Source organism: Rhodococcus sp. IC4_135, from assembly GCF_011602025.1.
GTDB lineage: Bacteria > Actinomycetota > Actinomycetes > Mycobacteriales > Mycobacteriaceae > Rhodococcus_F > Rhodococcus_F baikonurensis.
The window spans coordinates 663,092-686,089 of the sequence record NZ_JAAOLG010000002.1 but is presented as its reverse complement, the minus strand read 5'-3'; the positions used below and the strand labels follow the sequence as shown (position 1 = coordinate 686,089).

The following is a 22,998-nucleotide window of genomic DNA, read 5'->3' as shown; positions in this document are numbered from 1 at the left end:
AAAGGCGCACGGGGCCGGAGGCCCTACTTGAGTTCTGCGAGAACCGTTCCCTGCGTGATTGCTGCACCCGGCTCGACGGACAGTCCGGTGACGACACCGGCCTTGTGCGCGTTGACGGGGTTTTCCATCTTCATGGCTTCGAGAACGGCGATCAGATCGCCCTCCGCGACTTCCTGGCCTTCGGTCACTGCGACCTTGACGACGGTGCCCTGCATCGGAGCGGTGACAGCGTCACCCGATGCTGCTCCGCCGCCGGCGCCGCCGCGCTTGCGGGCCTTCGGCTTCTTGCGGATCGCACCGGAGGCAGCGCCGCCGCCGTTGCCGAGCGAGAACTGGCCCGGGAGGGAAACCTCGACGCGACGTCCACCGACCTCGACGACGACGTTCTGACGCGGCAGAGCCTCGTCCTCGTCGTCTACGGGAGCACCGGCGCCCGCGTACGGCTCGATGGGGTTGACCCAGTCGGTTTCGATCCACTTGGTGTAGATGTCGAACTTCTCGCCGTCACCGACGAATGCCGGGTTCTCGACGATGTGGCGGTGGAACGGGAGGACGGTCGCGAGGCCGTCGATCTCGAACTCGGCGAGGGCGCGCGATGCCCGCTGGAGGGCTTCTTCGCGGGTGGCACCGGTGACGATGAGCTTGGCGAGCATGGAGTCGAACTGTCCGCCGATGACGTCGCCGGCGACGACACCGGAATCGACGCGAACGCCGGGGCCCGTGGGCTCACGGTAGACGGAGACCGGGCCGGGGGCAGGCATGAAGCCGCGGCCGGCGTCTTCACCGTTGATGCGGAACTCGAAGGAGTGTCCACGCGGGGTGGGATCTTCCTTGATGGAGAGTTCTTCGCCGTTGGCGATGAGGAACTGCTGACGCACGAGGTCGATGCCCGCGGTCTCTTCCGTGACGGGGTGCTCGACCTGCAGGCGCGTGTTGACCTCGAGGAAGGAGATGGTGTCGCCCTGAACCAGGTACTCGACCGTTCCGGCGCCGTAGTAGCCGGCTTCCTTGCAGATGGCCTTCGCGGACGCGTGGATGCGTGCGCGCTGGTCGTCGGTCAGGAAGGGAGCGGGAGCCTCTTCGACGAGCTTCTGGAAGCGACGCTGCAGTGAGCAGTCGCGGGTACCGGCGACGACGACATTGCCGTGCTGGTCGGCGATGACCTGAGCCTCGACGTGGCGGGCCTTGTCCAGGTACTGCTCGACGAAGCATTCGCCGCGACCGAAGGCTGCGATGGCCTCACGGGTGGCCGACTCGAACAGTTCGGGGATTTCCTCGATGGTCTGGGCGACCTTCATGCCGCGTCCACCGCCACCGAAGGCAGCCTTGATCGCGACCGGTACGCCGTATTCCTTGGCGAATGCGACGACCTCGTCGGCACCCTTGACGGGGTCCTTGGTGCCGGCCGCCATCGGTGCCTTCGCGCGCTCCGCGATGTGGCGTGCGGTGACCTTGTCTCCGAGGTCGCGGATGGACTGCGGTGACGGACCGATCCAGATCAGACCGGCGTCGATGACGGCCTGGGCGAAGTCGGCGTTCTCGGAGAGGAAGCCGTATCCGGGGTGGATGGCGTCGGCGCCGGACTTCTTGGCTGCGTCGAGGATCTTGTCGAACACGAGGTAGGACTCGGCGGACGTCTGTCCACCGAGGGCAAATGCCTCGTCTGCGAGCTTCACGAACTGCGCTTCTGCATCGGGCTCGGCGTAAACGGCAACGCTGCCGTAGCCGGCATCCTTGGCCGCCCGGATGACCCGTACCGCGATTTCACCGCGGTTCGCGACAAGCACCTTCGTAATGTGCGCGCTGGCATGACTGGGCACTGAGCCTCCTGTGGTTCGCATAGTCTGTCTCCGCGGTGTATTCCTCTGGGATTTCACCATCGGGGGATTGGCATCACTTCGGAGTGTATGCATCGCTTCGACGCTGGTTGTAACCGGATCGCTAAAGCTCACTCCGGCTTAGGAAACGGTTTCGAAAACTACCGATGAGTAGCTGTCGGAGGTGTGCTTGTCCGGTTCGGTGACGATGTCGTCGATGGTCCGGCGCAGTGCGGCCACGTAGGCGTGGACCGCGGCGTTCGCCGTTTCGTTGCCTGGATACCTGACTGCGAGATTGAGGCCGTGGGGTGTGCGGTTGATCCAGATGTAGACGTCGTGCGTGTACGCCTTGCTTCGGAGTGCTCGCGCGTTCCACTCAGGCCACTGAGCGGCCTCCGGTACAAAGCGAACGTCCATGTAGGACACCACGAATCGCGGTCGGATCGGAGTTCCGAGGTGCTCGCCGATCCGGTCGAACGGAACCGCAGCGGCAGGCTTGACCGCAGCGATCGACTCGGCGGCGCGGGACGCGAGGTCGCCGAACGAACAGTCCGATCCCACCGCGAACTCGACCGGGCACAGGCCGACGAACCAACCGAGCGCCCCCGCCCACTCCTGAGCGCTGCGGGTGTGGACCGGCGTCACGACCTCGAATCGATCGGCCGCCGCGACCTCGCGACCCACAGCCGCAAGACCACCGAGAAGTCCGGCGAAATACCCGACTCCGGCGGCTGCGCACGTCGAACTGAAGGCCTTTGACTGGTCGGCGTCGAGCAGCCAGGTCGACAGGCCGTTCTGAGAATCGGTTCCACGTTCACCGATCGGTAGCGGGAACTGGGGTAACCCGTCCGTACCGAGAGCCTTACGCCAGATCTCGACCGCAGCCTTCTCGGCTTCCATGTCGGCCATCTGCTCGCGTTCGACGGCACCGAAATCGACGTAGCTGCCCACCGGAAACAGATTTGCAGCACTACCGGTCGAAGCCTCGCGGTACAGCGCACCGATCTCGTGGGCGACCAGGACGATCGAGAAACCGTCGATGATCGAGTGATCCGCCGCGAAGAACACGGTGAACGGACCGTCGCCACCGCGTGGCGTCAACGTCGCGAAGACGTACGACGGCCAACTGTGCGGGGAGGCGTAGTCGTCGAACAAGCGGTGAAGGTGGTCGAAGTTGTCCTGGCTGGACGCGTCGTAGCCGTGGCTGACGACGCCGATGTCGATCCCGCCGATCGGGACGGTATGCCGGGTGATCTCGCCGCTCGACGGCTCGAGGACGGTATGCGAGCGCAGAACTTCGTGGCGATCGATCCACCGGCCGAGAGCGACTCGGAACGCATCGACGTCGAGTGGGCCGGAAATCTCGAAAGCTGTTCCCAGCCAAGACTTGTCGCCTGCGCCTGCAGCGGAACGGCTGAGATGTGCCTCGTGAATGTAGGAGACGGGCCGCGGATCCGGAACCCAGGGCCCGGTTGCGCACGGCAACCATTCGACGAGTGCGCCGGCCGGAATCGCATAGTCGGCCAGTTCGGTGAACTCCATGTTTTTTCAGCCCCGCAAGTGCCGCTTGATGCGCGCGAGCATGGCCGACATTCCGCGCAGACGGAGCGGGCTCACAGCTTCTGCGAGACCGAGCGCCGAATAGAAGTCGTCGGGTACACCGAGGATCTCGTCGGCGCTGTGACCGTCGAGCCCCTGCGCGAGGATCGATGCGAAGCCGCGCGTGGTGGGAGCCTCGGGGGGAGCGCTGAAGTACAGGCGGACGTTGTCGCGGTCCGAATCGTCGACCGAGAGGAACAGTGGCGACTGACATTCGGGGACCGGCTCCATCGCGCTCTGCTCGAGCTCCGCCGGCAACGGCGGTAGTTCTCGGCTGAACTCGAGAAGAAGGGTGAGCTTGTCCGAGGCGCCCACGGCTGCGAAGTCGTCGACGATCTCGGCCAGAGCCGAAGGAAGAGCGTTCATGACGCCGATACGGGGGAAGGAAATGCGCCGGGCTCTTCGCCCTGGACGATCGGGACGCGCACTGCATTGCCCCACTCGGTCCAGGAACCGTCGTAGTTACGAACGTTCGGGTAGCCGAGAAGATGGGTCAACACGAACCAGGTGTGGCTGGAACGCTCACCGATGCGGCAGTACGCGACGATGTTGTCGTCGGCCGACAGATCGCCGTAGATCTCGCCGAGTTCGGTGCGGGTGCGGAAGCGGCTGTCCGGTGCCGCTGCCTTCGCCCACGGGATGCTGAGAGCGCTGGGAATGTGTCCACCGCGCAACGCGCCCTCTTCGGGGTAGTCGGGCATGTGGGTTCGCTCGCCGGTGTACTCCTGCGGAGATCGAACGTCGATGAGCGGTCCGTCGCCCAAGTGTGCGAGAACGTCGTCCTTGAATGCGCGGATGGGAGCGTCGTTGCGCTCGACGACCGGGTAATCGGTTGACGTGATGTCGGGAACGTCGAAAGCGGTGTCGCGGTTCTCGGCGATCCATGCGTCGCGGCCACCGTCGAGAAGACGGACGTCCTCGTGGCCGAACAGTGTGAAGACCCACAGTGCGTAGGCGGCCCACCAGTTGCTCTTGTCGCCGTAGATGACCACGGTGTCGTCGCGGCTGATGCCCTTGCGGTTCATCAACTCTGCGAACTTCGCGCCGTCGATGTAGTCGCGGGTGACCGGATCGTTGAGGTCGAGATGCCAGTCGATCTTCACTGCTCCGGGAATGTGGCCGACGTCGTACAACAACACGTCTTCATCGGATTCGACGACCTTGAGGCCCGGCGTACCGAGATTCGCCGAGAGCCATTCCGTCGAGACCAACCGGTCGGGATGCGCGAACTCGGCAAACGCGGTTGAGGGATCGGGGGCAACGGGCACGGGCGTACTCCTGAAGGCGAATCGTTCGGTTCGAACACGGACTTGATCGATTCTATGCGCTGTGCGCAAGGTGAGACGCCCGGAAGCAGGTTCTGCCTGCTCGTACCCGTTGCCGATACTAAATTCTCGGTGTTCCTGCTCCGACGCTCGAATCTCTCAATTGTTCGGTGACACTTCCGATCGGGGTTACCCCCCGGGCGCAGACCTCTCTCAGAATCCGGTCGAGTTCGGTGAGGAAATTCACCATGGTTTCGTTCGCCGTCTCGGTGTCCGGGAAGCGCGACCGCAGCGAGAGACCACGGTTCGTTCGCGAAATCCAGAACTGGGCATCGTCGGCGACCGTCACGTTGCTGATGTGATGAGCGTTGAGGAGATCGTGATCGTCGGTGCCGGGCAGTTTGCGGTAATCGATGTACGACACCATGAAGACGTCGGTGCGCGTGCGTCGAATCTTGTCGCCCAAAGCATCTCGAACCTGAGCCATGGTGACGCCCTCGAGCGTCAACGCAACTCGGAACGACGCGTGCGTATGTGCAAGGGATGCACCGAAATCCGCGTCGGGAGTGATCCGGACCGTGATCGGCGCGCTGGTGGTGAGCCAGCCGATCGCGTCGGCCCAACGGGGATCTTTGCGGATGTGCAGCGGGAATTGCAGGGGAAGCGTCGCCTGTCCGGTGTACGAGTGGACGGAAAGACCCATCGCAGTGAGGATTCCGGTGAACACGCTACCGCCGGCGGACAGGCAGATCTCGTCGAACGTCGCCGTCAGCTCCTCGTCGAGCAGCACGCGCACATCGGCGCCCTGCGGCGCGGGCTTTCCGCCCTCGACGCCGAGATCCAATGGGAAACTCGGTGAAGTACCACCGCAAATCTCGTAGAACCTTGCCCACTCCCGGATTCGAGGGTCGTTGTCGACGGGAAGTAGAGCGTCGGCCTCCAGTTCGCAGTACCGCACGAAACTTCCCGGGTCACCCAGTCGGCTCATCACTGCGTCGACCGCCGAGTGGTCGGTCAGGTCGGGTAGGGCGATCAGCCCCTCGTAGATCTGTCGCAGTTCCCCGAGAGCGATGACCAACGAGTACCCGTCGACCAGTGTGTGATCGAAGGCGCTCAGGACTGTGTAGTGCTCTTCGCGTTCGACCGTGGCAAATGTGTAGGCGGGGAAGGTCAGTGGATCGCAGACCGTCGTGAATCGCTTCTTGAGGTGCGCTCGCAGATTCTCGGTGGAATCGAACTTCAGCGGTTCCGAAGTCTCGATATGTGTGCCGTCGGGGTCGAGACCCATTCGGGTGGTGGTGAACTCGCCGACCTCGAACCCTGTGTGCAGCGTGTCATGGCGACTGATGAACAGGCGCAACGCGAGATCGAGTGCCGGCCGATTCAGTTCGCCCGGAAGATCGAATGCCGCTGCCATCCATACGCTCCGGCCCATGCCGTGTGTTCGCGCAGTTTCGAGATGAAAATGCTGGTTGTACGACGGTGGTACCTCGGACTCGGTGACGGCACCGTCTGCAGGCTGGAGCGACCATTCGGTGACGATTCCCGGCTCGAGTCCGTATCGATCGATCGAGGTGACATGCATCAGGACGCTCCCTCTGGTGCCGAGAACGAGTAGTCGCCCTGAGCTGCAACAGTTTTGATGATGGTGGAGACATGCTCGGCGAAGCGGGTGGCAGATTCGTGCGCCGTGGGGGTGTCAGGGTGTGACACGGCGATCCAGGTGCCGGTGTGCATCCGGTTGATCCACATCGATGCGATCTGAGTCTCTTTGCCGCCGACGATTCCCGTTGCCTTCGTCTCGACGTAACTGTATGGATCGGGCATGCGTCGGCCGTCGATGTACGAGACGATCGGCGGCGGGGTGAGCGTCTTCGACAGGCCGCCGGGAGCGGAAGAATTCTCGTCCGACATGCTGGAGAGAACGAGGTCGATGACTTGCTGAACGGAAACGTCCAACAGCGCTTTGCCGTCGTGGTAACCCTGCTGCCCGACTTTCGCCAACTCGGTGAAACGTCGCTTGTCGTCGACGTCTATTCCCACGGGGATCAGGTTGATGTACCAACCCTGCGCAAACGAGTCGGCCTCGGTTCGCGTGCTGACCGGCGAGAGAGCGATGTACTTGTCGCGCCCGGCCAGTTCGAATTCCGCGATCGCGAGTGCCGTGAAGATCCCGCCGATGAAGTTGGCCCCGTTTGCTTTACAGATCGCACCGAACTTTTCGCATTCGACGTCGTCGGCCAAATCGAAGCGTGAACCGATTGCCGGTTTGGGGGCGTCCTCGGCGCCCAGCGGGAGAGGAAATCCGGGGAACGAGCCGCCGCTGCGCATGAGGTAACCGAGCCACTTGTGAACTTCGGGTGACTGCATCGTCAGTTCGGTTGTCCGCTCGCGCTCGATACGACCGAACTGCGCGTAACTTCCCGCCGGGCCTAGTTCGGGATGTGACCCGGTCGTTTCCGCTGCGTAGAGCTGACGCAATTCCGCGTACATCAGCACCATCGAGTTCATGTCCGAATGAGCGTGGTCGACGGCATGGAACAGGGTGAAACCGGGCGCGGTTTCCGTGTCGGTGTGATCGTGCTCGACGGCACCGAAGACGAATGCCGGCCACTGCAGCGCGCTGGTTTCCGTGGCGAACTTGGTTGCGACGAGCGCACGGATCGCCTCGGATTCGGAGACGTCGTCGCCGACGCGGTACTCGAGTTCGATTCCCTCGACCGGCACGACGTGACGACGGACCTCGAACGAGGTGTCCGCAGCGTCAGTGGTGGCCTCGTCGAACGAGAACCAACTGTGGAGTGTGTCGTGGCGACGGACGTAGCGCTGCAGGGCCCTGGTCATGGCGTCGCGGTCGAGAGTTCCGGCGAAATCGAAGGCGATGCCGATCCATGGAGACTGCGGATCGCCCTTCTCTGCGGTGACGCGGGCGCGTCGCAAGTGGCGATCCTGCATCGTGGTCGGGGGTAGTTCTCGGTCGATCTCGGCTTCGGCGGCTCTCTGAGCGGAAGCGTGCGTGACGCCCCATTCGATTACCCGTCCAGGAAGCGGGTGCCAATGGGTGATCAGGTTCAGATCCATCGAGTAAGAACTCCTGCGTGTGTCGTCGAGAAGCCTGCTCTGAAAATGGGCAGACGACGAACTATCCCATCTGGGGGACTGAATTGTCCGAAATACTACAATCTAAACAAGAACAGGTTCTAGAAGCGTCCTGTTCGATTAGGATCATTCGGTGCTTCCGGACCCTTTAGGTGACGCTGTCGGCGCCGACCACAAGGGCGGACGGCGAGCTGGTTCTCTGACGCCTTGGCTCGGGTTGGCGACGAGTCTGGCAGCGGCATTCATGCAGCTTCTCGATGCGACCATCGTCAACGTCGCGCTCCCGAGTATCGCCGTCGATCTTCGAGCCGGCGTCTCGGCGCAGTTGCTCATGGTCAGCGTGTACATCCTGGCTTTTGCCTGTTCGTTGATCACTGCGGCCCGGCTGGGGGACCTGTTCGGTCGCAGAGTCGTATTTCTGACGGCACTCTCCGTGTTCGTCGCCGCCTCGTTGCTGTGCGGGCTCGCTCAGAGCGCGACGATGCTGATCGTCTTCCGCGGTCTGCAAGGTCTGGCGGCCGGTTCGATGTCCGCGCAGACCTTTGCCATAATCTCCGGTCTGTTTCCGAAGGCGAGGCATCCGCGGGTATTCGGGATCTACGGCGCGACGATAGGGCTGGCAACGGTCAGCGGGCCTCTGGTGGGCGGACTTCTGATCGAGTGGAATCTCTTCGACTGGGGCTGGCGCCTGATCTTCTTCGTCAACATCCCGATCGGCGTCGCCGCCTTGATTCTCGGGTATTTCCATCTCGTCGATGCTCGCGCTGAGCATGTGCGCTCACTGGACCTCATCGGCGCCGCGCTGTCGTCGCTGGCACTGTTCCTGCTGATCCTTCCCCTGGCTGAGGGAAGGGCGCGTGGATGGCCTACAGGTCTTGTCGTAATGCTCGCGATGTCGGTGCCGGTGGCATTGGCGTTCGTGCTCTACGAATCGCGGCTGGGGAAACGCGGCGGTGATCCCGTCCTTCGGCTCGAACTCTTCCGCGACCGAGCATTTGCGATCGGCGCGGTTCTTGCGTTCGTATTCTTCGGAACCCTGACTTCCCTGATCTTCACCATCAGTCTCACGCTTCAGTTCGGCTTCGGGTTCTCCGCATTGCGAGCGGGCGTCATGACGCTGCCGTGGGCCGTCGGAATGGGCGTGGCGGCGGTTCTCTCGTCGGCGGTGTACCGCATGCTCGGAAACCGCGTCCTGATCCTGGGGATGGTCGTCTTCGCCGGCTCGCTGATCGCGTTGTCGGTCATCCTCGAGCACGAAGGAACCGATCCGCGCTGGCTCGCGCTCGCCGGCCCGCTGCTTCTCGGAGGCGCAGGGCTCGGACTGTTCGTGGCACCGCTGCAAACCGCGATCCTCGCGACGGTCGAACCCGCGCACGCGGGTTCGGTGTCGGGACTGCTTCCGACCGTTCAGCAGGTTGGCAGCTCAATCGGACTGGCCTTGATCGGAGTGGTGTTCTTCTCGCTCGTCGCTGGGCAAGCTCCGCAAGCAGTGCAGGGGGAGCGGCCCGAGTATGTTGCGAATCTTGAAGCCGCCGGGGTGAGTCCTGGTCTCGTCGATATCGCCGAAAAGGCATTTGTCGATTGCGCGACAAGCCAATTGGCGTCCGGAACGCCGATGGAGGTGGCGCCGGAGTGTCGCCGCGAAGGAACTGCCGGCCCCGGGGGTCAATCCGTTCAGGTGGCAGTTGATGCCGCGTACGCATCTACCCGGGCGGCGGCCGGCGAAGCATTTCTCGAAGCTCAGCGCCGTGTACTTGCGATCATCGCAGCAATTGCGCTCGGTATCGGATTGGCGTCGACTGCCCTACCTCGGGTCAATTCGCCAGTCTGAGAATTGCTCTTGACTCGAACGGGTGTTCGAGTACTCTGTGTTTCAGGGGATCGGGGGGATTCAATGAGTGTTCTGTTGTCGGATGTGGTGTCGGGTTCTGCGGTGGGGTTGCGTGGACGCTTGTGGCAGTTGACGGCTGCTGAGTTGCGGGCTGCTGCGGTGTCGGCGAGTGCGGAGATTCTGCGTCTCGAGGCTGTTCGGGTGGCGGTGGTGGACGAGTTGTCGTTGCGCCCGGATGATCAGGTGATCGCGAGCCGCGGGGTGGGTGCGTGGTTGGCGTCGAACACGATGTTGCAGGTGCGGGATGGGAAGAAGATCGCCGCGTTGGGTGCTGCGTTGCGGCCGTTTCCGGCGGTGGCGGCTCGGTTCGATTGCGGGGATTGTTCGTTCGAGCATGCCGTGTTGATCGTCTCGTTTTGTGAGTCGCCGCCGAAGGGGATGCCGGAGGAGGCGTTGCCTCGCTGTATCGATTTGTTGTTGGCTGCTGCGTCGGGTGTGGAGGCGACGACGACGAAGGTGCGGCATGTGATCGCGACGTTGGAGCGGTTGTTCGAATCCGATGAGATTCCGCCCGCCGAAGATGTGGATCGCAATGAGTTGAGGATCGCGTCGACGTTGAATGGTCGGGTGGTGGTGCGTGGGGATTTCGATGCCCTCACCGGCGAAATGTTGCTGTCGGCGTTGTCGAATCTGACGATGCCGACCCCGGCACCGGATGGGACGCCGGATTCGCGGTCGGCGGCGAAGCGGACCGCGGACGGGTTCACGGAACTGATCCGGCGGTATCTGGATTGCGCCAAGACCGGTATGGATGGCGGCCAGCGGCCGCACGTGAATGTGCACATCAGTGCCCGGGATCTAGCCGAGCACCGGGACTGCGCCGCGACACCCACTGATGGTGGTGGGTCTGTGTCGGATCTCGATGTCGGGCACATGCCGTGGCTCGGACCACTGTCGGTGTCGCAGACCAGGCTTCTCGGGTGCGACTGTTTCCTGTCCACTGTTCTGCTCGATGATCACGGCGCGCCGCTCGATGCGAAACCCGGGAAACGATTGGTCACCGCCGAACAACGCGTCGCGCTGATCGCGAGGGATAAAGGCTGTGCGTTCCCCGGCTGCACGTGTGTGCCCGCGTGGACCGATGCGCACCATATTCGGCACTGGGCCAACGGCGGTCCGACGGTGATGAACAACCTGGTCTTGCTGTGCCGTTCGCATCATCGGTTGATGCATCGCAAATCCGGGTTCGTCGGCAAATGGGAGATCCGGATCGGGGTCGACAACAAGCCGTGGTTCATTCCGCCGCCGTCGATCGACCCGCAGCGGCACCCGCGGCCGGCGAACACCACCTTCACTACCTGAGGGAGCAATCCTTTTCGGGGACAACATGAAACGACCAGCTTCGCATCGAACTAGATCCGATGCGAGGCTGGTCGTCATGCTTGGCGAACTCGTGCTTGGAAAATCGTGTCAGAAGATGCTCTGAGTGCGCCAGAGATCCGAGACGGAAACTCCCACACGCTCGAGAAGCGTTCGCACCAAAGGCAATCCGATACCGATGACACTCGAGGGATCACCCTCGATTCTCTCCACGAACCAGCCGCCGAGACTGTCGAGCGTGAATGCTCCGGCGACTTGGAGAGGTTCGCCCGTTGCCAGGTATGCCTCGAGATCTTCGGTGGACGGTTGCGCGAAATGAACGACTGTTGCGCTGTGATCCGAGGCCATACGAACGATGCGGCCGTCGGCGACGCGCAGGACACAGTGCCCGGTCAAGAGAGTGGCGCTGCGTCCGGCCATTGCGGCCCATCGCTTTCGGGCGATATCGACGCTGCCCGGCTTGCCTTGAAGTTGCCCGTCGATCAGGAGCATCGAATCGCACCCGACTACCACTACGTCGGTGAGATTGTCGGCGGCAAGACCGGGAACGATCTCGGCGGCCTTGGCCTCCGCCAGCACCGTCACGACTTTTTCGGGAGCGGCGTCGGGGCCGAGGTTGTCGGCAATCTTGTCCTCGTCGACACCGGAGACACGTACAAGCGGCGAAACCCCGGCCGCCCGCAGAACTGCGAGGCGAGCCGGGGACGCTGAAGCCAGAACCAGTTGAGTCACGTCAGCAGAGTGATCGTCAGCTGCGACGGATCGCGGGGTTCAGGTACGCGTACGGCGAGAACGGCGCACGCGTGCGGTGGAACTGAGTCGGATCGCCCCAGGTCTCCGCGGGAACGTTCGACTCGGGAGCTTGACCACTGCCGGCAGCGGCAGCGAGCACGCTGACGAGTGCTGCGATCTCGACGTCGGTGGGTGAACCCTTGACGATCTTGATGACCGACGCGTCGGATGTCGACGTCTCGGTCAGCTCCGTGAGCGACGCGTCCGTCGCGGTTCCCTCGACTACCGCACCGTTGGTCGGTGCGGTCTCCGCCAGTGCGACATCTTCGCTGAGAATGTCCTCGGTGGTTGCGGTCATAGGGGAATGTTCCCATGCTTCTTGGGCGGAAGGGAAACGGCCTTGCGCTCGAGCAGTCGCAATGCGGAGACGATCTGTCCGCGGGTGTGCGACGGAGGAATCACAGCGTCGACGTATCCGCGCTCGGCGGCGACGTACGGGTTGACGAGGGTGTCCTCGTACTCGTTCTGCAGCTTGAGGCGCAGTGCATCGACGTCTTCGCCGTTCTTGGCGGCTTCGAGAAGCTGCTTGCGGTAGACGAATCCGACTGCTCCGGATGCACCCATGACGGCGATCTGAGCGGTCGGCCATGCCAGGTTCACGTCGGCGCCCATGTGCTTGGAGCCCATGACGTCGTACGCTCCGCCGTAAGCCTTGCGGGTGATGACCGTGATCTTTCCGACCGTTGCTTCGCCGTACGCGTAGAGGAGCTTCGCGCCGCGACGAATGATGCCGTTGTATTCCTGCTCGGTTCCGGGAAGGAAGCCGGGAACGTCGACGAGGGTGATGATCGGGACGTTGAATGCGTCGCAGGTGCGCACGAAGCGTGCGGCCTTCTCCGAGGCGTCGATGTCGAGGCAGCCCGCGAACTGGGTGGGCTGGTTGGCGACGATGCCGACCGAGCGGCCGTCGACGCGACCGAAACCGACGATGATGTTCATCGCGCGCTCGGCCTGGACCTCGAGGAACTCGTCGTCGTCGAGGATGCGACGGATGACCTCGTGCATGTCGTACGGCTGGTTGGCCGAATCCGGGATGAGGGTGTCGAGTTCGATGTCCTCGGCGGTCAGGCTGTCTTCGATCGAACCGACGATCGGGTCGGTGATCTCGCCGCGGGGAGCTGCTGCCTGGTTGTTGGACGGCAGGTAGCTGAGCAGGTCCTTGACGTAGTCGAGGGCATCCTGCTCGCCGGAAGCGACGTAGTGTGCGACGCCGGACTTGACCATGTGGGTGCGAGCACCGCCGAGGTCTTCCATCGTGACGTCTTCACCGGTGACCGTCTTGATGACGTCGGGGCCGGTGACGAACATCTGGGAGGTCTCGTCGACCATCACGACGAAGTCGGTCAGCGCGGGGGAGTAGACGTGGCCGCCGGCGGCGGGTCCCATGATCAGTGAGATCTGGGGGATGACGCCGGATGCCTGGACATTGCGATGGAAGATCTCGCCGTAGAGGCCGAGCGAGACGACGCCTTCCTGGATGCGCGCGCCTGCACCTTCGTTGATGCCGACGAGGGGGCGACCGGTGCGGATCGCGAGGTCCATGACCTTGACGATCTTCTCACCGTAGATTTCGCCGAGCGATCCGCCGAAAACGGTGGCGTCCTGTGAGAAGACACAGACGTCGCGGCCGTCGATGGTGCCGTAACCGGTGACGACGCCGTCGCCGACCGGGCGGTTGTCAGCGAGACCGAAGTTCACACTCCGGTGCCGTGCCAGTGCGTCGAGTTCGACGAAGGAGCCCTCGTCGAGGAGGGCGGTGATGCGCTCGCGGGCGGTCAGCTTGCCTTTGGCGTGCACCTTGTCGATGGCGGCTTCGCCGCTCGGTGCCTGCGCCTGGGCTTGGCGATTCCGCAGGTCCGCGAGCTTTCCCGCGGTCGTGTGGATATCGGGTGCGGCCGCCGCCTCCGGCGCGTTCGGCTCTTGGACAGTGGTCATGGACGTGAGCTTAACGAGAGTGCGTGGGGGGCTTCGAAGGCAGGTCCGATTGTCGCTGTCTTGCAGGCTCAAGCTACTGACCAGTACATTCTCGCTGTCGTCATAGGCTGGGACTATGTGGACCGACTTGAACCGACCGCCCCTCGACGGCAATGCCCTACGGCGCGCACTCGTGCGCAGTGACAACGATGACGCGCGCGTTTTCTGGAACCGCCTCGACGTGGTCGAGGAGACCGGCTCGACGAACGCGGATCTCCTTGCGCGAGCGGCAGATCCGGATGCAGACCGTCACGTTCTGATCGCCGAATATCAGGCGAGTGCCCGCGGCCGTCATTCGCGCACCTGGGTGAGTCCGCCGCAAGCGCAGATCTCGATGTCGGTTCTGCTGTCGATGCCCGGAATGAATCTCACGGACATGGGTTGGCTCCCGCTGCTGTCGGGAATCGCGGTCGTCGACGCGCTGCGCAACGTGGCCGAAGTGCCCGCAGAACTCAAGTGGCCGAACGACGTTCTCATCGGCGACAAGAAGGTTGCCGGAATTCTGGCCGAGGTGGCAAGGACTGCGCCCGATCCCGCGGTGGTGGTGGGCATCGGGTTGAACGTGAGCCTGGGTGTGGAGGAGCTGCCCGTCCCGACCGCTACATCACTCCTCGTCGAAGAAGCATCGACTGTCGACCGCGACACCCTCGTTCGAGCAATCGCCCGTGAGTTGGCGACGCAGTTCCGTGCTTGGGAATCCTCGAAATGGGATACATCTGTGTTGGCTGCCGAATACCGGCAGCGCTGCGGGACGCTGGGCAAACGAGTCCGCGCGGTCTTGCCGGGCGACAAGGAGGTGTTCGGTATCGCGACCGACGTCGACACTTCCGGCCGCGTCGTCATCGAGATCGAGGGAACAGACGGGGAGACCTTTGCGGTCGCTGCGGGTGATATCACCCACCTTCGGGCCGCCCCGGTAGCCGAATCATGAGCCTTGCCGGATTTTCTGGCACCAAAGTGCTAATTTTTGGCCCTGGCCGGTTTTCGAACCAACCGTCCGTCCTTCATTTCACTTAACTGCGGGATCTACTGAGCTGCCTAGGGGCGTCATGACCACACCGATCGTTGTTCCGACCGAAGCCGAGACGGCCGAGAGCGCTCGCCGCGTACTCACCGGCGTGACGGTGCTGCTCGGTGTCCTCACATTGGGCCTGGGTATCGCGGTACTCGCATGGCCGGATGCCACCCTTTTCGTGGTCGCGGTGGTCATTGCAATTCAGTTGTTCGGATTCGGAATCGTCCAGATCATCCGTTCGTTCGCGGACGTGACGGCTTCAGGTGGAACTCGGACGCTTGTCGCGATCTCCGGCGCGTTGGCAGTGCTCCTCGGATTCCTGGTTCTCCGTAGCCCTTTGCAGACGGTGGTTCTGATCGCATTGGTGATCGGTGCCTGGTGGGTATTCCGCGGTGTTCTCGATCTGGTCGACGCAGCGTCCGGGCACACCGTCGATCGCGGTCTGTCGATCGTGCTCGGAGTCATCAGCATCGTCGCGGGCGCGATCGTCCTTCTGCAGCCCGAACTCTCGCTCGACGTCTTCCGCATCGTGGTCGGCGTATGGATGGTGCTGTACGGCATCATCATCGTCGTGACCCCGCTGGTGCTGCGAAAGATCGCGCAGCCCTGAGCGTGCCCTGAAGATGGGTGTGCCTGAAAGTCGGTGTGCCTGAAAGTCGGTGCGGGGTGGCAGACTTCCCGTCATGGGATATCCCGAAGACGCCCTCGCTCAGGACGAGGAACTGATACTGCATCGCCATCCTCATTGGAAGATGTTGGTGCTTCCGGCGCTGACGTTCGTGCTTGCGACGGCCGTCGCCGGGTTCTTGTTGGGCCTCGCACAGACGAGATTGGACGGCACGGCTCGCACCGTGTCGTCCATTGCCGTCGGAATCATCTGGCTCGGCGTCGTGGCCTGGCGATCGGTTGCGCCGTTCACGGTCTGGAAGTTCACGCATTTCATCGTCACCGATCGGCGGGTGCTCATCCGCCACGGTGTGCTCACACACACCGGTATCGACATTCCCATGGGGCGGATCAGCAATGTTCAGTTCCGCCACGGCCTGATCGATCGAATGCTCAAGACCGGAACTCTGGTCATCGCATCGGCCAGTGACGATCCGCTCGAGTTCGACGACATTCCGGATGTCGAGCATGTTCACGCCCTCCTGTATCACCAGGTTTTCGATTCGACGCAGCAGCCGCCACAGCAGCCACTGCAGCGGCCGATCGTCGAAAACGACGACCCGAACGATCGAAATGGCTGGTAATCAACGTGCAAAGGCGTGTTGTCCGTAGTCTGTTCGTGTGACTGCCGTATTGCTAGCCGAAGACGACGAGGCCATTGCCGCACCCCTTTCCCGTGCATTGGGACGGGAAGGGTATTCGGTGACCGTCGAACCGACCGGACCCGCTGCGTTGCAGCAGGCGCTCGAAGGTGATTTCGATCTGTTGATTCTCGATCTCGGCCTTCCGGGCATGGACGGCCTCGAGGTCTGTCGACAGATCCGTGCGCATCGCACCTCGCTCGCCGTGCTGATGTTGACCGCCAGAACCGACGAAGTCGACTTCGTGGTCGGGTTGGACGCGGGCGCCGACGACTACGTCAGCAAGCCGTTTCGTCTCGCCGAGTTGATGGCACGTGTACGAGCACTCCTGCGTCGCCACGGTGGCCGCGAGGACACGATCGTCGAGGTCGGTGGCATCAGACTCGAGCCCGCGGCACGACGCGTACTCGTCAACGGTTCCGAAATCGCCTTGGCCAACAAGGAATACGAGCTTCTGCGGGTCCTCCTCGAGCATGCCGGGGAAGTGGTCTCGCGCGATACGATCCTTCGTGAGGTGTGGGGCGACGTCGAGCTTCGTGGATCGAAGACACTCGACATGCACATGTCGTGGCTGCGCCGCAAGATCGGTGACGAGGGCCCCGCCGTGGAACGCAGAATTGCCACCGTCCGCGGTGTCGGTTTCCGAATCAACACCGACTAGCAACTCGAGAACCAGGAACTGCCGGCATGCGGCGTCGCATATTGCAGTCGATTCTCGCTGTCGTGATCATGACGGCGTTGCTGCTGGGAGTTCCGCTGATCTACACGGCGTGGCTCTGGGTGGAGGACGTGACCCGCAGTGACCTCCGGGTGCGACTCGACCGGATGGCCGCCGAGGTCATCGCACAGGAGGGCACCAACGGACTCGTCGAAGGTGCGTTGAACACCGATTCGCTCAAGGTCCTCACCCCGAACGACGGGCGCCTCGTCGTCGTATATCCGACCGTCGTCGACGGCGCCGCACGCGTCGACGTCGGTGAGGCGACAGTCAAGAACGCACTCGTCGAATCGCTCGCGATGGGAACCTCAGGCTCGTTGCGCCTCGAGGTGCCGTCGGAGAACCTGCGCACCCAGCAGAAGCAAGCGGTGATGGCCGTCGGCGTGCTCGTGCTTCTGTCCATCACGGCAGGCACCGTCGTCGCCGTGGTCACTGCGCGTCGGCTGGCCGATCCGCTGCAGGATGTGGCCGACCGGGCGGCGCGCCTCGCCGAAGGTGACTTCCGGCCGGATCCTCGTCGGCACGACATCCCCGAACTCGACCGCGTGTCCGACGTGCTCGACGCGGCAACGGTGGAGATTTCGGTGCGGCTGCAACGAGAGCGCGCGCTGGTCGCGGACGTCTCGCATCAACTGCGCAGTCGACTGACTGCCGTGCGGTTGCGCCTGGACGAGTTGTCCGTTCACGAAGATCCTGACGTCGTGAACGAGGCCGAGGAAGCCATGGCGCAAGTAGACAGGCTCACCGACGGAATCGACGACCTGATTCGCTCGTCGCGCACCAGCGGGTCGTCGGCGAGTCTGGTGTCGGTGGTCGGCGAGCTGGAACAGGTGACCCGCGACTGGCAGGCTCAGTTCGACGGGGAGGGGCGCAGGCTCCGCTTACGCGGCGACCGCACAGTGATGGCTGCGACCACAGGTTCGCGTCTGCGTGAAGCTGTTTCCGTTCTGGTCGACAATTCGTTCGAACACGGTGAAGGCACGTGCACGGTGTCTGTCCGATTGATCGACGGTACCGGTCGCAGTTCGTCTCGTCGTGACTCGATGGTGTGCGTCGAGGTCACCGACGAGGGCTCCGGCGTGGAGAACGATCTTGCACCGCACATCTTCGACAGAGGATTTTCGGGGGCCGGGTCCACCGGCGTCGGGTTGGCGCTCGCACGTGCACTGATCGAAGCCGACGGGGGCCGACTGGAACTGCAGAGGCGTAAGCCTGCCTTGTTCGCCGTCTTCTTGCCGGTGGCCAACACTGCTCCGCCCGCGGACGTCGTTCCGCACCGCGAGCCGCGCTGACCGAAAGGCTCGCGCAGACGGAAAACTCAGGAGTGCCCGAGTTCCTCTTCGGCGTCAGGAATGACCGGGTCAGGCGCCGTGGTTTCGGATAATCCCGTGGTGTCGGATAGTTCGAGCGGTTCCGGATTCTCGTCGGGAAACACGAACTTGCGGAAGGCCCAGAATCGGAACGCCATCTGCAGCAGGTTGCCGATGACGTACGCACTGATGAAGTCGGCGATGTTCTCCGTCGCCAAGCTGACTTCGGGTACGCGCAGGTTGAAGACGTAACTGGAGATGTACAGCGGGATGAAGCTGATGACGACGCCGATGGCGCTGATGATGAAGAACAGGGCAGCCTCGTGCGCTGGTTCACGGCCACCACGGTTCTTGAACGACCACTCGCGGTTGAGAATGTACGACGCGATCACCGCGACGACGCCGGCGATGATCTTGGCCGTGATCGGCTTGGATTCGAGGATCGACAGCTTGAGTGTGTAGAAGATGCCGGAGTCGATCAGGAAGGTCGTTCCGCCGACGATCGCGAATTTGATCAGCTCGCTGTGACGCAGAGCGATGTCACGAAACGGTTGGGGTATGCGGGCAATGACCCCGTCGACAAATGGCACAACAGATGAGTTTACGAAACGAAACCGCGTTACCACCAATTTGCCGCGGATTCATCAGCAGAATCACAGATTGGGAACGCTGAATGAACGGGCGAACGCGGCACATGACAACATAGAGAGCCGTGACCGGCAACAACGATCCCGCGCAGATCCCCGCCCGCCCGACCACCCCTCGACCGGCAAAAGCATCCATGCCCGTCGTCACCATGATCGGTGGCGGACAGTTGGCCAGGATGACTCACCAGGCGGCGGTGGCCCTGGGCCAGACGCTCCGAGTGCTCTCCGGGACTGCGGACGAGCCGGCAGCTCAGGTCAGCCCCGACGTCGTGCTCGGCAGTCACACCGACCTCGACGCTCTTCGCCGCGCAGCGGTCGGTTCCAACGCGTTGACGTTCGACCACGAGCACGTGCCGACCGAACATCTCGAGGTTCTTGTTGCCGAAGGCGTGAACGTTCAGCCTCCGCCGCACGCCCTGATCTTCGCTCAGGACAAACTGCTGATGCGTCGCAAACTTGCCGAACTGGGCGCACCCGTACCCGCGTACGCCGAAGTGACGTGGGCAGAAGACGTCGTGCGTTTCGGTGCCGAACACGGTTGGCCGCTTGTCATCAAGGCAACACGCGGAGGCTACGACGGCCGGGGCGTCTGGATCACCGACGATCAGGACGAAGCAGAAGCCATTGTCACCGAGCAGCTGAACAAGGGTGTTCCACTGATCGTCGAGGAAATGGTCTCGATGCGTCGGGAACTGTCCGCCATGGTTGCGCGGTCACCGTTCGGGCAGGGTGCTACGTGGCCGGTCGTCGAGACCGTTCAGCGCAACGGCCAGTGCGCCGTCGTGATCGCACCTGCCCCCGAGCTTTCGAGTGCCGTTGCCGAGGAAGCCGAGCAATTGGCGCTGCGGATCGCGTCCGAACTCGGCGTCGTCGGCTCGATGGCCGTCGAACTCTTCGAGACGACGGACGGCACTCTCGTGGTCAACGAGTTGGCGATGCGCCCGCACAATTCCGGTCACTGGACGATGGACGGCGCCCGCACCTCTCAGTTCGAACAACATCTGCGCGCGGTTCTCGACTACCCGCTCGGAGACACCTCGCCGATCGCTCCTGTCACCGTGATGGCGAACGTTCTGGGTGCACCGGAAGCGCCCGAGATGACGATGGACGAGCGTGTCCATCACCTGTTCGCTCGGATGCCCGACGCGAAGATCCACCTGTACGGCAAGGGTGAGCGCAAGGACCGCAAGATCGGGCACGTCAACATCGTGGGCGGCGCCGGATCCATCGACGATCCGAATTACGTTGCCGCAGTTCGGGAACGCGCCGAGCGGGCAGCACATTGGCTTTCGTACGCAGTTTGGACCGACGGATGGGATGTACACGGTGAGTGAGAGCGCGCAGGTCGGCCTGATCATGGGCAGCGATTCGGATTGGCCGACCATGGAAGCGGCAGCCGAAGCGTTGGCCGAATTCGGTATCCGCTTCGAGGTCGGAGTCGTCTCGGCGCACCGTACGCCTCAGCGGATGCTCGACTACGCCAAGGACGCCGCCGGCCGCGGAATCAAGGTCATCATCGCCGGTGCCGGTGGCGCCGCACACCTTCCGGGCATGGTTGCCTCGGCAACGCCGCTGCCCGTCATCGGAGTTCCGGTGCCGCTCAAGTACCTCGACGGTATGGATTCGCTGCTCTCGATCGTCCAGATGCCGGCCGGTGTCCCGGTGGCAACAGTGTCGATCGGCGGGGCTCGCAACGCCGGTCTGCTGGCCGCTCGGATTCTCGGCGCTTCCGATCCCGCACTGCAGCAGCGGATGGTGGCATTCCAGGAGAGCCTCGAGTCGATGGTGCTCGACAAGGACAAGGCGCTTCGCGAGAAACTGCTGGGCTGATCTTCTCGTGTGTGCACGACGCGGGCTGCCGCTGATCCGAGCGAGCCGGGGCAGCGCGCAGTCCGCATTCGTCACTCGCGTCGCCCTGTTCTACGCCGGGCTTCTCGGCGCGGACATCAGCTTCGACGACGAGTCCGGGATCTTTGTCGCTTCCGGGCTACGCGGCGGGTTCGCCAGAGGCGGAACAACTCTCGGTGGTGTGTATCTCACGCGGAGAAACACGACTCGATCCGTCCTTCGTCACGAAGCTGTCCACGCAGACCAATGGGCCAGGTACGGAATCGTATTCGGGCTGCTCTACCTGCGTGAGGAGCTGCGTCATCGCGGGCCGCGGAACCGATTCGAGATCGAGGCCGGACTCGAAGACGGCGGCTACCGCACCTGAGCAAAGCTACTGTTGGCGTCATGGCTCGTTTTCCGACTAGTGAACGCTTCGTCCGCTGGAGCGCGGATCATGCTCGCGGTGTGGACATCTGCATCGCGACGGTTGCCGCACTGTTCAGTGTCGTCGTTGCGGTCGAGGCGAGTCCGCTGGCGGTGTTCATCTCGCTGGGCATGACGGTTCCGCTGGTGTGGCGGCGCTCGCGCCCGGAACTCTCCGGCATGGTGATCGCCGGGTTCTCGGTACTGCACGTGATCTTCATCGGCAATACGCTGCTGGCGTCCGCCGTCGTTGTTCCCATCTCCCTGTACGCGCTGGCCGCCTACGGCGCACGATGGAGTTCACTCACCGGTCTGCTGCTCGCGTTGCTCGGCTCGATTGCCGGGACTGTTCGATACTTCGGCTACGACGGAATCCCGGTGTCTTCGCAGGTCATGCAGTCCGTGGCCGTCATGATCTTCATGCTCGCGGTCTGGGCGTTCGGTGATCTGCGTCGAGTCCGCACCAAACAACTGGAAGGCCTGACCGAGCGCGCACGGTTGCTCGAACTCGAGCGTGCGCAGGAAGCGGAAATCGCGACGATCAGCGAGCGCTCGAGGATAGCGCGCGAGATGCACGACATCGTCGCGCATTCGTTGACCGTTGTCATCGCCCAAGCCGACGGCGGACGCTACAGTGCGGCGAAGGACCCGCAGGCTGCCGTTCAGGCGCTCGAAACCATTGCCTCCACGGGCCGCCAGGCGCTGACCGACATGCGCTCGCTTCTGTCGGTTCTGCGCGAGGACACGCCCCGTGACTTCTCGGTGATCCCGGGTGCGGGCGACATCGACAGTCTGTTCCACGAGTTGCGCAGCAGTGGGCTCGACATCGCCGTCAGCGTGACCGGCGAACCACGCGAACTCTCTGCGGGTGCGGGGTTGACGGCGTATCGCATCGTCCAGGAATCACTGACGAACGTTCTCAAACATGCCGGACCAGGAGCACAGGCGAGCGTCGAGATGACGTGGGCTGAAACCGAACTCGTTCTCGGCATTACCGACGACGGACGAGGTGGCAGCGCAGCGTTGGTCGAATCGTCACCAGGCGGGCAGGGGCTGATCGGAATGGCCGAGCGCGCCAAACTGCACGGAGGCAAAGTTACCGCCGGACCGAAATCTGGCGGCGGATACAGTGTCCGGGCTGTCCTGCCCTACGAACGAACGTCTGGGTAGGTCTTGAAACGTCTGCAGGTCTTAAGGTGAGTGGCATGGACGAACACGTGGCTCCGATTGCAGTGGCACTGATCGACGATCAGCAGCTGGTCCGCGCAGGTTTTCGAATGGTCATCGACTCGCAGCCGGATCTGTCCGTAGTGGTCGAGGCTTCGGACGGTCAGCAGGCACTGACCGAATTGGCCGCCCGTCATGTCGACGTCGTCCTGATGGATGTCCAGATGCCGAAGATGGACGGCATCGAGGCGACCCGTCGGCTCCTGGCCGATCCCGATGCACCGAAGGTCGTGGTGCTCACCACCTTCGACAACGACGAGTACGTGATGTCGGCAATCAGGGCGGGCGCCAGCGGATTCCTGCTCAAGGACGTGCCACCGGAGCAGTTGCTCGACGCCATCCGCACCGTGCACCGCGGGGACGCGGTGATCGAGGCCCGGGCCACCCGGCGACTTCTTCAGCACGTCGGGCCGCTCCTGGAAGGTTCGGCGCCCGAAGCGCAGTTGCCCGAAGAGTTGACCCCCCGCGAGGTCGAGGTGCTCGAGGCCATGGCGTACGGGCTGTCGAATTCGGAGATCGCCGCCAAATTCCACGTCTCCGAAACGACTGTGAAAACCCATGTCGGACGGGTTCTTTCGAAGACGCATTCACGTGATCGTGTGCAGGCAGTCGTCTTCGCTTTCCAGATCGGCTTGGTCAAGCGCGCCGACCTCCTCGGTACCGAGGGCTGACGAGCAGTCGTGTCCAGTCCTACCCCGGGATGACACCGGGGTTTCGAAGATCGCCCCGCGCTCCGACGCGGAGACCACTTGCGCTGCAATAAC

At 63.2% G+C, this 22,998-nt stretch carries 22 protein-coding genes; 12 read left to right on the top strand and 10 right to left on the bottom strand.

The genetic code is table 11. From position 1 onward, the window contains the following. Positions 1–23: 23 nt before the first annotated feature. The 6 genes from G8767_RS08040 to G8767_RS08015 form a co-directional block, all read right to left on the bottom strand. Complete coding sequence (locus G8767_RS08040; protein ID WP_095969056.1) at positions 24–1,820, bottom strand: acetyl/propionyl/methylcrotonyl-CoA carboxylase subunit alpha; 1,797 nt, start codon at positions 1,818–1,820, stop codon at positions 24–26. A 138-nt stretch (positions 1,821–1,958) separates the two neighbouring features. Then, on the bottom strand, positions 1,959–3,359 hold the full coding sequence (locus G8767_RS08035) for a condensation domain-containing protein (RefSeq protein WP_124566429.1): 1,401 nt from the start codon (positions 3,357–3,359) through the stop codon (positions 1,959–1,961). Positions 3,360–3,365: 6 nt separating this feature from the next. Beyond that, positions 3,366–3,782 carry a SufE family protein gene (locus G8767_RS08030; RefSeq protein WP_095969058.1) on the bottom strand — a complete coding sequence of 139 codons (417 nt, stop codon included), beginning with the start codon at positions 3,780–3,782 and terminating at the stop codon, positions 3,366–3,368. Continuing rightward, a complete protein-coding gene (locus tag G8767_RS08025) occupies positions 3,779–4,684 on the bottom strand; it encodes a sulfurtransferase (protein WP_166809781.1) in 906 nt (301 codons plus the stop codon). Before G8767_RS08025 ends, G8767_RS08030 begins: the two co-directional genes overlap by 4 nt. A 118-nt stretch (positions 4,685–4,802) precedes the next feature. Next, complete coding sequence (locus G8767_RS08020) at positions 4,803–6,266, bottom strand: condensation domain-containing protein (protein ID WP_095969060.1); 1,464 nt, start codon at positions 6,264–6,266, stop codon at positions 4,803–4,805. After that, positions 6,266–7,762: a condensation domain-containing protein gene (locus tag G8767_RS08015; RefSeq protein ID WP_166809780.1), complete on the bottom strand. Its 1,497-nt coding sequence runs from the start codon at positions 7,760–7,762 to the stop codon at positions 6,266–6,268. The genes G8767_RS08020 and G8767_RS08015 overlap by 1 nt, the downstream gene beginning before the upstream one ends. A 151-nt stretch (positions 7,763–7,913) precedes the next feature. On the opposite strand from G8767_RS08015, the gene G8767_RS08010 reads away from it, so the two are divergent. Together G8767_RS08010 and G8767_RS08005 are read left to right on the top strand one after the other, a co-directional pair. Continuing rightward, on the top strand, positions 7,914–9,611 hold the full coding sequence (locus G8767_RS08010) for an MFS transporter (RefSeq protein ID WP_166809779.1): 1,698 nt from the start codon (positions 7,914–7,916) through the stop codon (positions 9,609–9,611). 63 nt (positions 9,612–9,674) lie between these two features. Next, positions 9,675–10,973, top strand: coding sequence for an HNH endonuclease signature motif containing protein (locus G8767_RS08005; protein WP_166809778.1), 1,299 nt, complete (start codon positions 9,675–9,677; stop codon positions 10,971–10,973). Positions 10,974–11,081: 108 nt separating this feature from the next. On the opposite strand, the gene G8767_RS08000 is transcribed toward G8767_RS08005, so the two are convergent. From G8767_RS08000 to G8767_RS07990, 3 genes are read right to left on the bottom strand one after another with little or no spacing between them, the layout of a single operon-like run. Next, entirely contained in the window at positions 11,082–11,723 is a 642-nt protein-coding gene (locus G8767_RS08000; protein WP_007731146.1) for a nucleoside triphosphate pyrophosphatase, read from the bottom strand. Between the two features lie 16 nt (positions 11,724–11,739). Further along, on the bottom strand, positions 11,740–12,081 hold the full coding sequence (locus G8767_RS07995; protein ID WP_007731147.1) for an acyl-CoA carboxylase epsilon subunit: 342 nt from the start codon (positions 12,079–12,081) through the stop codon (positions 11,740–11,742). Next, positions 12,078–13,718, bottom strand: coding sequence for an acyl-CoA carboxylase subunit beta (locus G8767_RS07990; protein ID WP_003940853.1), 1,641 nt, complete (start codon positions 13,716–13,718; stop codon positions 12,078–12,080). The genes G8767_RS07995 and G8767_RS07990 overlap by 4 nt, the downstream gene beginning before the upstream one ends. 115 nt (positions 13,719–13,833) lie before the next feature. Here G8767_RS07990 and G8767_RS07985 point away from each other — a divergent pair, with 115 nt between their 5' ends. From G8767_RS07985 to G8767_RS07965, 5 genes are all read left to right on the top strand, one after another. Beyond that, positions 13,834–14,688 carry a biotin--[acetyl-CoA-carboxylase] ligase gene (locus G8767_RS07985; protein WP_124566422.1) on the top strand — a complete coding sequence of 285 codons (855 nt, stop codon included), beginning with the start codon at positions 13,834–13,836 and terminating at the stop codon, positions 14,686–14,688. Positions 14,689–14,806: 118 nt separating this feature from the next. Beyond that, on the top strand, positions 14,807–15,382 hold the full coding sequence (locus G8767_RS07980; protein WP_003941007.1) for a DUF308 domain-containing protein: 576 nt from the start codon (positions 14,807–14,809) through the stop codon (positions 15,380–15,382). Between the two features lie 73 nt (positions 15,383–15,455). Then, positions 15,456–16,022: a PH domain-containing protein gene (locus G8767_RS07975; protein WP_095969067.1), complete on the top strand. Its 567-nt coding sequence runs from the start codon at positions 15,456–15,458 to the stop codon at positions 16,020–16,022. A 37-nt stretch (positions 16,023–16,059) separates the two neighbouring features. Further along, on the top strand, positions 16,060–16,740 hold the full coding sequence (locus G8767_RS07970; RefSeq protein WP_003940916.1) for a response regulator transcription factor: 681 nt from the start codon (positions 16,060–16,062) through the stop codon (positions 16,738–16,740). Between the two features lie 26 nt (positions 16,741–16,766). Beyond that, positions 16,767–18,089, top strand: a complete 1,323-nt coding sequence (locus tag G8767_RS07965; protein ID WP_095969068.1) for a HAMP domain-containing sensor histidine kinase — start codon at positions 16,767–16,769, stop codon at positions 18,087–18,089. 26 nt (positions 18,090–18,115) lie between these two features. Here the strand turns inward: G8767_RS07965 and G8767_RS07960 are convergent, their stop codons facing one another. Then, positions 18,116–18,697 (bottom strand): GtrA family protein, encoded by a 582-nt coding sequence (locus G8767_RS07960; RefSeq protein WP_092763706.1) that lies wholly within the window; start codon positions 18,695–18,697, stop codon positions 18,116–18,118. Positions 18,698–18,819: 122 nt separating this feature from the next. Here G8767_RS07960 and G8767_RS07955 point away from each other — a divergent pair, with 122 nt between their 5' ends. Genes G8767_RS07955 through G8767_RS07935 form a run of 5 tightly spaced genes read left to right on the top strand, consistent with a single transcriptional unit; the run spans position 18,820 to position 22,905 of the window. Continuing rightward, positions 18,820–20,088 (top strand): 5-(carboxyamino)imidazole ribonucleotide synthase, encoded by a 1,269-nt coding sequence (locus G8767_RS07955; RefSeq protein ID WP_095969070.1) that lies wholly within the window; start codon positions 18,820–18,822, stop codon positions 20,086–20,088. Further along, entirely contained in the window at positions 20,072–20,584 is a 513-nt protein-coding gene (purE, locus tag G8767_RS07950; protein WP_095969071.1) for a 5-(carboxyamino)imidazole ribonucleotide mutase, read from the top strand. The genes G8767_RS07955 and purE overlap by 17 nt, the downstream gene beginning before the upstream one ends. A gap of 7 nt (positions 20,585–20,591) precedes the next feature. Next, a complete protein-coding gene (locus G8767_RS07945; RefSeq protein WP_166809777.1) occupies positions 20,592–20,969 on the top strand; it encodes a hypothetical protein in 378 nt (125 codons plus the stop codon). A 20-nt stretch (positions 20,970–20,989) separates the two neighbouring features. Next, the gene (locus G8767_RS07940; RefSeq protein WP_095969073.1) at positions 20,990–22,177 is read left to right on the top strand and encodes a sensor histidine kinase; all 1,188 of its coding nucleotides are present in this window, start codon (positions 20,990–20,992) and stop codon (positions 22,175–22,177) included. 35 nt (positions 22,178–22,212) lie between these two features. Next, positions 22,213–22,905, top strand: a complete 693-nt coding sequence (locus G8767_RS07935; protein ID WP_124566418.1) for a response regulator transcription factor — start codon at positions 22,213–22,215, stop codon at positions 22,903–22,905. Positions 22,906–22,998: the final 93 nt, after the last annotated feature.